The sequence below is a fragment of the Nocardia sp. NPDC050712 genome (assembly GCF_040654295.1).
Taxonomy (GTDB): Bacteria; Actinomycetota; Actinomycetes; order Mycobacteriales; family Mycobacteriaceae; genus Nocardia.
In genome coordinates this window covers 1,394,142-1,404,985 of the sequence record NZ_JBFAHT010000002.1, presented here as the reverse complement: position 1 = coordinate 1,404,985, position 10,844 = coordinate 1,394,142, and the positions used below count along the sequence as shown (strand labels likewise).

Genomic DNA, 10,844 nt, shown 5'->3' with positions numbered 1-10,844 from the left:
CGCGGCATCGATTCCGAGAGATCGGCCATCTAGGTGAAACTGGTTCTTGCCCCGCAAATCGACTCCGGACTATATTCCGTACACGTGTCCAGACAGGATCGGAGCATCAGATGACCAGCCTCCTCCCACCCGGTGGGGCGCCAATGCTGATCGGCGGCAAGCTGATCGACGGCGGCAACGGCGTATTCGCCACGATCAACCCCGCCACCGAGGAGGTGCTCGGCCACGCCGCCGACGCGAACGCCGCCGACCTCGACGCCGCGATCACCGCCGCGCGCACGGCGTTCGACGACACCGACTGGTCCCGCGATCACGCCTTCCGCGCGCACTGCCTGCGCCAGCTGCGCACCGCGCTGCAGGCGAATATCGAAGAGCTGCGCGCGATCACCATCGCCGAGGCCGGCGCACCGTTGATGTTCACCCGCGGCCCGCAGCTGGAGGGCCCCATCGCGGACCTGGAGTACGCGGCCGGACTCGCCGAAAGCTACAGCTGGGACACCGATCTCGGCACCGCCACCCCGATGGGCATCAGCAGCCATCGGGTGCTGCGCCGCGAGGCGGTCGGCGTGGTCGGGGCGATCACGCCGTGGAACTTCCCGCACCAGATCAACTTCGCCAAGCTCGGGCCCGCGCTCGCCGCCGGCAACACCCTCGTGCTCAAGCCCGCGCCCGACACCCCGTGGTGCGCGGCGGCGGTCGGCGCGATCATCGCCGAGCACACCGACATCCCGGCCGGCGTGGTGAACATCGTGACCTCGGCCAATCACGCCCTGGGGTCGATGCTGACCGAGGACGCGCGGGTCGACCTGATCAGCTTCACCGGGTCCACCCAGACCGGCCGCGCGGTCATGCGCGGCGCGGCCGCGAACCTGAAGAAGACCTTCCTCGAACTCGGCGGCAAGTCCGCGGCCATCGTCCTGGACGACGCCGATCTCGCTGCCGCCGTAGGCATTACGGCGTTCTCGGTGAGCGTGCACGCGGGCCAGGGGTGCGCGCTCAGCACCCGGCTGCTGGTGCCGCGCGCGTCCTACGAGCAGGCCCTGGAGATCGCCGCCGGCACCCTGCGGGGCATCAAGCCCGGCGACCCGAACTCCCCCGGCACGGTGTGCGGGCCGCTGATCTCCGAGCGCCAGCGCACCCGGGTCGAGCGCTACCTGCAGATCGCGCGCGACGAGGGCGGTCGCATCGTGGTAGGCGGCGGACGGCCCGCGGACCAGGACCGCGGCTACTTCATCGAACCCACCCTGATCGCCGACGTCCCGAACAGCGCCACGGTGGCCCGCGAGGAGATCTTCGGACCGGTGCTGGTCGTCATCCCGCACGACGGCGACGACGACGCCATCCGCATCGCCAACGACTCCCCCTACGGCCTGTCCGGCTCGGTGTGGGGCGCCGATCCCGCGCGGCTGCGCCACGTCACCGATCGCGTGCGCACCGGAACGCTCAGCGTCAACGGCGGCGTCTGGTACTCCGCCGACGCCCCGTTCGGCGGCTACAAGCAGTCCGGGATCGGCCGCGAGATGGGTGTCGCCGGCTTCGAGGAATACCTGGAAACCAAGCTGATCTCGACAGCAGGATAGAGGAGATTGTGATGGCCCGTTTCACGGGAAGATCCGCCATCGTCACCGGCGCCGCGCAAGGCATCGGCGCCGCCTACGCCGCCGCGCTGGCCGCCGAGGGCGCGAAAGTCGTTGTCGCCGATCTCAATACCGAGCGGGGACAGGCGACCGCGGAGAAGATAACCGCCGATGGCGGCACCGCGGTGTTCGCCCACGTCGACGTCGCCGATCCCGGCTCCGCCAAGGAGCTCGCGGCGTTCACCGTCGCCGAATTCGGCGGGATCGACCACGTGGTCAACAACGCCGCCATCTACGGCGACATGAAACTCAACCTGCTACTGACCGTGGACTGGGACTACTACAAGAAGTTCATGTCGGTGAACATGGACGGCGCGCTCAATGTGACCCGCGCGGTGTGGCCGCACATGCGCAAGAAGGGCGGGTCCATCGTCAACCAGTCCTCCACCGCGGCCTGGACCTACTCGAGCTTCTACGGCCTGGCCAAGGTCGGAGTGAACGGCCTGACCCAGCAGCTGGCCTTCGAACTGGGCGGCAACAACATTCGGATCAACGCCATCGCCCCCGGCCCGATCGACACCGAGGCGACCAAGGCCGTCACCCCCGAGCAGATCGTCACCGACATGGTCAGCCGGTTGCCGCTCAAGCGCATGGGCACACCCCAGGATCTGGTCGGCGCCTGCCTGTATCTGCTCTCCGACGAGGCGAGCTGGGTGACCGGTCAGATCTTCAATATCGACGGCGGACAGGTGTTCCGGGCATGACGGATCGGATCGGGTTCATCGGCCTGGGCAATATGGGCGCGCCCATGGCCGAACGCCTGCTGGCCTGGCCGGGCGGGCTCACCGTCAGCGATATGCGCGCCGAGGCGATGCGGCCGTACGTGGATTCCGGTGCGGCGAGCGCGTTCTCCGCCGCGCAGGTCGCCGAGCAGTGCCAGGTCATCTCGATCGTGGTGGTCGACGACGCGCAGGTGCGCGCGGTGCTCACCGGACCCGACGGCGTGCTCGAGACCGCCAAGCCGGGCACCGTCGTAGCGGTGCACTCCACCATCAGCGACCGCACCGCCGAGCAGCTGGGCGCCGAATGCGCCTCGCGGGACGTGGAATTCGTGGACGCGCCGATCAGCGGGGGCGCTCCCGGCGCGGCTGGTGGGCGGCTCGCGGTCATGGTCGGCGGCAGCGAGGCCGCGTTCCAGCGGGTCCGGGAACCGTTCGGCACGTTCGCGGACCTGCTCGTGCACGCCGGACCGGTCGGCGCGGGCACGCGAATGAAGCTGGCGCGCAACCTCTTGCACTTCATCGCGTTCACCGCCACCACCGAGGCCCAGCGGCTTGCCGAGGCCGCCGGGCTCGACATCACCGACCTCGGCAAGGTGGTCCGGCATTCCGACGCCGTCACCGGCGGCCCGGGAGCGATCATGTTGCGCGACACCACCGCGCCGATCGCCGACGGCGACTTCTGGCTGCCGATCCTGCGGCACGTCCGCGACCTCGGCGAGAAAGACCTCACCCTGGCCCTGGAGCTGGCCGGACGGCTCGACGTCCCGCTGCCACTGGCCGCACTCGCCCTCGACCACCTCGGGCCCGGCCTGGGCGTCGGCAAGGGACCTGATACGAAGGGAACTGTATGAGCGACAACGGAACCGGCGACTCGGTGCGCCAGCGTGGCCTGGCCAAGATGGCCGAGGTCTACGGCACCGAATTCCAGGACTACCCCGGCGAGCACTTCGCGATGACCGCCGACCACCTCTTCGCCGAGGTCTGGTCCCGCGACGGACTCAGCATCCGCGATCGCCGCCTACTACTGCTGGGCGCGCTCACGGCGCAGAACCTGATCGACACCGCCGGCATCCAGATCGGCGCGGCCCTGCGCAACAAGGAACTCACCGAGGCCGAGCTGCACGAGATCGCGCTGTTCCTCTGCCACTACGTGGGCTGGCCCAGCGGGACGAAACTCGACATTCTGGTGGGAACGATCGTGGCCCAGCAGAAGAAGGCCGCACGCAAAGAACAGTCCGAGAAGTAAGGATTCACCGAACATGGCCGACACCACCACCCTTCGCCCGTTGCGCGCCGCCGAGGTCACCGACTGGGACCACCACGCCGACGTGGTGATCGCCGGCTACGGCATCGCCGGCGTCTGCGCCGCCATCGAGGCGGCCCGCGCCGGAGCCGACGTGCTGATCCTGGAGCGCACCGGCGGCTGGGGTGGTGCGGCCGCGATGGCCGGCGGGTTCATCTATCTCGGCGGCGGCACACCGCTGCAACAGGCGCTCGGGTTCGAAGACAGCCCCGAGAACATGGAGAAGTTCCTGCTCGCCGCGATCGGCGCGGGCGCCGACAAAGCCAAGATCGCCGACTACTGTCGCGGCAGCGTCGAGCACTACAACTGGCTCGTCGCCGCCGGAGTGCCGTTCCGCGAATCGTTCTGGGGCGAGCCGGGCTGGGAGCCGCCGCACGACCAGGGCCTGATGTACTCCGGCGGAGAAAACTCCGCGCCGTTCAACGCGCTCGCGACACCCGCGCCGCGCGGGCACGTCCCGCAGTACGCCGAGAAGAAGATCGGGCAGCGCAGCGGCGGCTACATGCTGATGAAGCCGCTCGCCGAAACCGCCGAATCCCTCGGCGTGCGTGCGCAATACGACACCCGCATCCGGCGGCTCGTCGTCGACGACACCGGCCGGGTAGTGGGCGTGCTGGCCACCCAGTTCGGCAAGGAGGTCACCGTCCGCGCCGAGCGCGGCGTGGTCCTGGCCACCGGCAGCTTCGCCTACCACCAGCAGATGATCGAGGACTACGCGCCACGGCTGATCGGCCGCCCCGCCGCCGCCATCGAGGAACACGACGGCATCGGCATCCGGCTCGCCCAGGCCCTCGGCGCGGACCTCGCGCACATGGACGCCACCGAGGTCGCCTTCTTCGGTGACCCGCAGTTGCTGGCGCGCGGCATCCTCGTCAACGGCCGCGGGCAGCGCTACGTCCCCGAGGACACCTACGGCGGGCGGATCGGCCAGCTCACCCTGATGCAGCAGGACAACCAGGCCTACCTCGTCATCGACGAGGCCTCCTACGAGGCGGGCCTGGCCACGGTCACCGCGACCCCGTTCTTCCGGCAGCCGCCGAAGTGGGCCGCCGAGACCGTCGCCGAACTCGAATCCGACATGGGGCTGCCCGAGCTGTCGTTGCAGTCCACCGTCGACACCTACAACCTGCACGCCGCCCAGGGCACCGACCCGGTGCTCGGCAAGAAGCCGGAATGGGTTCGCCCCCTGACCGGTTCGCTCGCCGCCTTCGACATGCGCAACTTCACCGCGGGATTCACCCTCGGCGGGCTGCGCACCGATCTCGACTCCCGCGTCCTGCACGTCACCGGCGAACCGATCCCGGGCCTGTTCGCCGCGGGCCGCTGCACCTCGGGCATCGCCACCGGCGGCTATGTCAGCGGGGCGTCGCTGGGCGACGGCAGCTTCTACGGGCGGCGCGCGGGCGTCGCCGTTGCCAAGAATTGACCGAGTAGGATCTAGACACATGTCCGAAGCGCAGTCCATCGACGGTACGCCCCTCATCATGGAGGCGACGCGTCGCCGCCTCACCGGTAAGCAGGCCGACACCGTCGACAAGCTGACGCGCTCGGCCGTGGAAGTGCTTGCCCGCGAAGGGTTCGCGGGCATGACCATTCGTCTGGTAGCGGCCGCCGCCGGCGTCGGCACGGCGACGGCCTACACCTACTTCTCCTCCAAGGAACACCTGGTCGCCGAGATCTTCTGGCGCCGCCTGGTGTCCAATCCCTCACCCGCCAGCGAAGATCCGGATCCGGCGGTCCGGGTCGTCGCCGAACTGCGCACCATCGCCATGCTCGTCGCCGATGAGCAGGAACTGTCCGGGGCGGTCACCAGCGCGTTGCTCGGCCGCGATCCCGATGTGGAGCATTTGCGCACCCGGATCGGGGCCGAGATTCGCAAGCGGCTGATCCGGGCCTTGGGGCCGGAACCGGATCTGGACGTCGTCGAGTCGCTGGAGCTGATCTACGCCGGGGCGCTGGTGCGGGCGGGTATGGGGTACGCGTCGTATTCCGAGATCGCCGATCTGATCGAGAAGTCCGCGTTGCAGATCCTGCGGTAGGGCTAGCGCCCACCCGCGACATCGATGAATGTGCCGGTCACATAGGAAGCTTGCTCGGACAGCAGCCATACGATGGCCTCGGCGACCTCCTCGGGCCGACCGCCGCGGCCCATCGGCAGCGTCGGCGCCATGCGATCGACCCGGCCGGGTTCGCCGCCGTCCGCGTGCATTTCGGTGTAGATGAAGCCGGGGCGCACGGAGTTCACCCGGATTCCTTCCCCCGCGACCTCCAGTGCGAGCCCGCGGGTGAAGGTGTCGAGTGCACCCTTGCTCGCCGCGTAATCGACGTACTCCCCCGGTGATCCGAGACGGGCCGCGGCCGAGGACACATTCACGATCGCGCCGCCCGCGCCCCCGTGCGCCGTCGACATCCGCCGTACCGCGTTGCGCGCGCACAGCATCGGCGCGATCACGTTCACCGCCATCACTCGACGCAGACGCTCCACGTCGAGTTCCTCGGCGCGGCACTGCTTCTCCAGGATCGCGGCATTGTTCACCAGACCGGTCACCGGACCGAACTCCGCGTCGACCGTCGCGAACAATCGCTCGATGTCCTCGGGCTCGGCCATATCGGCGCGCACCGGCAGCGCTACCCCGCCGCCGGCCATGATCGTGGCGCAGACCGTCGCCGCGGACTCCGCATCCTGCCGATAGGTCAAACACACCCGTTCCCCGCGCCGCCCCAACTCCAGCGCTACCGCCGCCCCGATCCCCCGGCTACCTCCGGTAACCAGCACGCACCCCACACTCACACCTCCGCATCAGCCGACGATCCGCCGTCACGCTACCCCGCGAACTCCGCAGGGCTACCAGACGTTCGGAACGGACAGTGGCAGCTACTCGGCCGCCGCCTCTCCTGCTCGAGGCCGTTTTTGAAAGTTCCGGTTCAGCGCAGTTGCGTGCCGATAAGGTACTCACATGCATTGATGCGCATAGGGCAATTTCAGCATCTTATGTAAGCATGCCACAGCACGACCTCCTGCCCGTTCGAGAGGCAATTGAATTCGAGGGCAACCAAATTGGGGCCGCAAGAAGTGCGCGATCGATGTCACCACAGTCTGCAACCCACCCAATCCCTCCCCTAGCGCTACAAGGGTCATCCGGAAATGTTGGCGGTGATCCTTCGCCAGTCCCCTCCCCTGGTTCCGACGATCGCGCGACTCGGACGCTGCGCTGACCGAGCAGATCGTGCCGACGCCCTTGCAACGCCACCTCGGCTACGCCGAACAGTCCGGCGGCATCGCAACGTCCAGATCGCGCAGGCGAATCGGATCAACACGCCCAGTGGCGCAAGCCCCTGAAACAGCCGGGCAGGCGACGACCAGATTTGGCACGGCGGTCGCCATGTCCCGTCCGAACAGCCAGTCGACTACGTTGAGCGGTCCAGCAAAACCGCGACGTCCAGCTCGCGGAGGCGAATCGGATCAACACATCCAGCGGGACAAGCACATAGAACAGCCGGGCAGGCGACGACCGGATCTGGCACGGCTGTTCGCCGTGTCCCGCTCGAACAGCCAGTCGACTACGTTGAACGGTCCGGCAAAACCGCGATATCCAGGTCGTGGAGGCGGATCGGGTCGGCGATGACCTCGTAGGCGGCGACTCGGTCACCGGTGATGGTCATCCGCAGAGCGAGGGCAAGTTTGCCGTGCGGTGCGACGAGGATCCCGACTGCGCCGTCGACCAGGGCGATCGCGGCGAATTGCGAACGGCGCTGCAAGACAACGGTTTCCCCCGCAACAGCCTGGGCGCCGCGGATCACCACGGCCATGCCGGCGGGGAGGGCGGCGGGGTCGGCAGTTCGGACGACGTCGGGCGCCAGGACTGCCAGCAGGGCGGCGAGATCGCCTTCGCGCGCGGCAGCCAGAAACGCTTCGACGATCTCGCGCTGCCTGCCGAGTTCGGCTGCGGCTTCGCCTCCGGCGCGCACCCTGGCACCGCTCGCGAGCTGCTCGGTGTTGGCAGGGGTGCCGGATCCGCCTCCGGCGCGCACCCTGTCGCGGCCCGCGAGTGTCTCGGCGGTGGCAGAGGTGCCAGATTCGACTTCGGCGCGCACCTTGTCGCGGCCCGCGAGCTTCTTGGTGGTGGCAGAGGTGCCAGATTCGCCTCCGGCGCGCACCCTGGCACCGCTCGTGAGCTGCTCGGCGGTGGCAGAGGTGCCGGATCCGCCTCCGGCGCGCACCCTGGCGCGGCTCGCGAGCTTCTTGGTGGTGGCGGTGGTGCGGCCGACGACGGGTGCGATCTCGTCGAAGGGGACGGCGAACATGTCGTGCAGGACGAAGGCGACGCGCTCGTCGGGGCCGAGGGTGTCGAGCACCACGAGCAGGGCGCGGCCGACCGAATCGATCAGCACCGCTTCGTGTTCGGGGTCGCTGTCGGCGACCGTGTCGATGAACTCCAGGGGATCTTCCCGGCGTGAGGTGCGGGTGCGCAGCAGATCCAGGCAGATCCGCGACACCACCGTCGTGAGCCAGCCGTCCAGATTCTCGATGTCCGAGGTGTCGGACTTGGCGAGCCGCAGCCACGCCTCCTGTACCGCGTCCTCGGCTTCGGCCGCGGAGCCGAGCATCCGGTAGGCGACGGCCCGCAAGTGCGCGCGGCGGTCCTCGAAACGCCGCGCCAGCAATTCCTGCCCGCTCACCTGTCACCTATCGCCGCCGGGATCCGTCAAGTCGGTAGCGGCCGCCGCTCGGCCGCCTTCACCATCCCAGATGCCTAGCGCACCGACCAAGGAGGGTAACCCTCATGCACACCGTCTACCTCGTCTGCACCGTCGTCGCCGCCGTGTTCGCCGCGGCGGCCGCACTGGTGGATGTGGTTCGCGCCGAATGGGTCCGGACCAACATGAAGCAGTACGGCATCCCCGAATGGACCCTGTATCCCCTGGCCGCGATCAAGGCGGTCGGCGCGCTCGGCCTGCTCGTCGGCCTGGCGATTCCCCCACTGGCACTGGCCGCCGCGCTCGGCCTCACCATCTACTTCCTCCTAGCGGTAGCCACCATCCTGCGCGCCCGCTGCTACTCCGACCTCGCCTACCCCATGCCGTACCTGCTCACCGCCGCCGCCTCCGCCGCCCTGTTCGCCGTGTAACTGTCCAACCAAGATCAGCCGGAGCTGATGGCGCCTTCCCAGCCGATGCCGCCATCAGTTCCGGCTGATCATGGCGGCATTCCCCCGCGGGCGTCGAGGGCTGTGCGGGTGCGGGTCAGGATGGTGTGGGGGCGATGGCGCAGCATTTCGGCGCTGCCTCGGATGGTGTGCCAGTCGAGTTCGGGGAGGAGGCTGTGGCGATCGATATCGCGGATGCGCTGGGCGGAGTCGGACCGTGCCGCACGCCGTCGTATTCGATTGCCACGCAGTCCCGCTCCCAGCCGAGGGCCAGGCGCGCGACGAACCTCGGTACTCGCGTATCCGCTGCCGTACCTGCTCGCCGCCGCGGCTTCGGTCGCGCTGTTCGCCGCCCCCTCGCGGGTCGATTTGCAGAAACCCGGGCGTTGCGGTTCGGCGGGCTCGTATGTTGGGGAGGCGCGGTGCGGATGGGAGTCAGGCTATGACCACGGGTGAGCTATCGGCGGATTATGTGATCGTGGGGGCCGGGTCGGCGGGGGCGGTGCTGGCGAACCGGCTCAGCGCCGACCTGGGGATCCAGGTGGTATTGCTGGAGGCGGGGCCGCCGGACAAGAACAAGTATGCCCATATTCCGGCGGCGTTCTCGAAACTGTTTCGCTCCGAAGTGGATTGGGATTATCTGACCGAGCCGCAGCCGGAGCTGGACCACCGGCAGATCTACTGGCCGCGCGGCAAGATGTTCGGCGGGTCGTCGTCGATGAACGCGATGATGTGGGTGCGCGGGTTCCGGGCCGACTACGACGAGTGGGGGTTGCTGGCCGGCGACGAGTGGGGGTTCGGGGCGGCGATCGAGCAGTTCCGGCGCATCGAGAGCGTGCAGGACGCGCAATATCCGGACGAAGGGGCGACCGGGCCGCTGCATGTATCCAAGCAGCGCAGCCCGCGCGCGTCGACCGCGGCGTACCTGGCGGCGGTACAGGAAGCCGGGTACGCGGTGGAGTCTCCGAACCGGCCGCAGCCCGACGGGTTCAGCCAGACCATGGTGACCCAGCGCCGCGGCCGCCGCTGGAGCACCGCGGACGCGTATCTGAAACCGGCGATGAAGCGGCGCAACCTCACGGTGGTGTCCGAGGCGCTGGCCACCCGGGTGCTCTTCGACGGCAAGCGCGCGGTGGGCGTCGAATACCGGCACGGCGGCACGACCACGACGGTGCGCGCGCGCCGCGAGGTGGTGCTGTGCGGCGGCGCGATCAACAGCCCGCAGCTGCTGATGCTCTCGGGCGTCGGGGACATGGTCGAACTCGGCACCCACGGCGTCCCCACCGTGCAGCACAACTCCGAGGTGGGCGCGAACCTGCAGGATCATCTGGTCGCCGGGATCGGCTATCACGTCGGCACCGATTCCCTCTTCGACGCCGAAAAGCCTAGGCAGCTGGTCGATTACCTGGTGCGGCACCGCGGCATGCTCACCTCCAACGTCGCCGAGGCGTACGGCTTCGTGCGGTCGCGCCCGGATCTGGAGCTCCCCGATCTGGAGCTGATCTACGCGCCCGCTCCGTTCTTCCACGAGGGACTACAGGAGCCGACCGGGCACGGAGTGATCCTGGCGACCGTACTGCTGCGCCCCTACAGCCGCGGCCGAATCGGTTTGGCCGCAGCCGATCCCACCACCAAACCGGTGATCGACCCCGGCTACCTCACCGACAGCGAGGGCGCGGACCGTGCCGCGCTACTGGCGGGGCTGCGGGTGTGCGCGAACCTCGCCGCGACACCGGCGCTGAAGGCGGTGCTCGGTCCGCTGATCTACCCGCCCGAGGCACCGGCCGAGCTCGAGGACACGCTCGCGCTGGCGCTCAACGGCTACTCGCACACGCTCTACCACCCGGTCGGCACCTGCCGCATGGGCACCGACCCGGCCAGCGTGGTCGATCCGCACCTGAAAGTCCGTGGAGTGGAAGGGCTCCGGGTCGCCGACGCCTCGGTGATGCCGCTGCTGATCCGCGGCCACACCCACGCCCCGAGCGTCTTCGTCGGCGAACAGGCCGCCAAATTCCTGCTCGCCGACGCCGGCTGA

The 10,844-nt window shown here is 68.9% G+C and carries 10 protein-coding genes; 8 read left to right on the top strand and 2 right to left on the bottom strand.

The annotated features are described in order from the left end of the window. Nucleotides 1-110 precede the first annotated feature (110 nt). The 6 genes from AB0H76_RS17310 to AB0H76_RS17285 are packed head-to-tail and all read left to right on the top strand — an operon-like array spanning nucleotide 111 to nucleotide 5,701. Nucleotides 111-1,580: an aldehyde dehydrogenase gene (locus tag AB0H76_RS17310; RefSeq protein WP_357324218.1), complete on the top strand. Its 1,470-nt coding sequence runs from the start codon at nucleotides 111-113 to the stop codon at nucleotides 1,578-1,580. An 11-nt stretch (nucleotides 1,581-1,591) separates the two neighbouring features. Further along, a complete protein-coding gene (locus AB0H76_RS17305; RefSeq protein WP_357324216.1) occupies nucleotides 1,592-2,341 on the top strand; it encodes an SDR family oxidoreductase in 750 nt (249 codons plus the stop codon). Continuing rightward, nucleotides 2,338-3,210 (top strand): NAD(P)-dependent oxidoreductase, encoded by an 873-nt coding sequence (locus tag AB0H76_RS17300; protein ID WP_357324213.1) that lies wholly within the window; start codon nucleotides 2,338-2,340, stop codon nucleotides 3,208-3,210. The genes AB0H76_RS17305 and AB0H76_RS17300 overlap by 4 nt, the downstream gene beginning before the upstream one ends. Beyond that, nucleotides 3,207-3,605, top strand: coding sequence for a carboxymuconolactone decarboxylase family protein (locus tag AB0H76_RS17295; RefSeq protein WP_357324210.1), 399 nt, complete (start codon nucleotides 3,207-3,209; stop codon nucleotides 3,603-3,605). Before AB0H76_RS17300 ends, AB0H76_RS17295 begins: the two co-directional genes overlap by 4 nt. Before the next feature lie 13 nt (nucleotides 3,606-3,618). Then, nucleotides 3,619-5,088, top strand: a complete 1,470-nt coding sequence (locus AB0H76_RS17290) for an FAD-dependent oxidoreductase (RefSeq protein WP_357324207.1) — start codon at nucleotides 3,619-3,621, stop codon at nucleotides 5,086-5,088. 19 nt (nucleotides 5,089-5,107) lie between these two features. Next, a complete protein-coding gene (locus AB0H76_RS17285) occupies nucleotides 5,108-5,701 on the top strand; it encodes a TetR family transcriptional regulator (RefSeq protein ID WP_357324204.1) in 594 nt (197 codons plus the stop codon). 2 nt (nucleotides 5,702-5,703) lie between these two features. Here AB0H76_RS17285 and AB0H76_RS17280 read toward each other — a convergent pair whose 3' ends face one another. Both AB0H76_RS17280 and AB0H76_RS17275 read right to left on the bottom strand, forming a co-directional pair. After that, on the bottom strand, nucleotides 5,704-6,447 hold the full coding sequence (locus AB0H76_RS17280; protein WP_357326226.1) for an SDR family oxidoreductase: 744 nt from the start codon (nucleotides 6,445-6,447) through the stop codon (nucleotides 5,704-5,706). Between the two features lie 776 nt (nucleotides 6,448-7,223). Beyond that, a complete protein-coding gene (locus tag AB0H76_RS17275; RefSeq protein ID WP_357324201.1) occupies nucleotides 7,224-8,342 on the bottom strand; it encodes a sigma-70 family RNA polymerase sigma factor in 1,119 nt (372 codons plus the stop codon). Nucleotides 8,343-8,446: 104 nt separating this feature from the next. On the opposite strand from AB0H76_RS17275, the gene AB0H76_RS17270 reads away from it, so the two are divergent. Both AB0H76_RS17270 and AB0H76_RS17265 read left to right on the top strand, forming a co-directional pair. After that, nucleotides 8,447-8,791, top strand: a complete 345-nt coding sequence (locus tag AB0H76_RS17270) for a DoxX family protein (protein WP_357324198.1) — start codon at nucleotides 8,447-8,449, stop codon at nucleotides 8,789-8,791. Nucleotides 8,792-9,251: 460 nt separating this feature from the next. Then, nucleotides 9,252-10,844: a GMC family oxidoreductase N-terminal domain-containing protein gene (locus AB0H76_RS17265; RefSeq protein ID WP_357324195.1), complete on the top strand. Its 1,593-nt coding sequence runs from the start codon at nucleotides 9,252-9,254 to the stop codon at nucleotides 10,842-10,844.

What these genes read in the sequence shown, in the direction of transcription:
- AB0H76_RS17310 (WP_357324218.1), top strand. Translation starts at nt 111, where the DNA reads ATGACCAGCCTCCTCCCACCCGGTGGGGCGCCAATGCTGATCGGCGGC.
- AB0H76_RS17305 (WP_357324216.1), top strand. Translation starts at nt 1,592, where the DNA reads ATGGCCCGTTTCACGGGAAGATCCGCCATCGTCACCGGCGCCGCGCAA.
- AB0H76_RS17300 (WP_357324213.1), top strand. Translation starts at nt 2,338, where the DNA reads ATGACGGATCGGATCGGGTTCATCGGCCTGGGCAATATGGGCGCGCCC.
- AB0H76_RS17295 (WP_357324210.1), top strand. Translation starts at nt 3,207, where the DNA reads ATGAGCGACAACGGAACCGGCGACTCGGTGCGCCAGCGTGGCCTGGCC.
- AB0H76_RS17290 (WP_357324207.1), top strand. Translation starts at nt 3,619, where the DNA reads ATGGCCGACACCACCACCCTTCGCCCGTTGCGCGCCGCCGAGGTCACC.
- AB0H76_RS17285 (WP_357324204.1), top strand. Translation starts at nt 5,108, where the DNA reads ATGTCCGAAGCGCAGTCCATCGACGGTACGCCCCTCATCATGGAGGCG.
- AB0H76_RS17270 (WP_357324198.1), top strand. Translation starts at nt 8,447, where the DNA reads ATGCACACCGTCTACCTCGTCTGCACCGTCGTCGCCGCCGTGTTCGCC.
- AB0H76_RS17265 (WP_357324195.1), top strand. Translation starts at nt 9,252, where the DNA reads ATGACCACGGGTGAGCTATCGGCGGATTATGTGATCGTGGGGGCCGGG.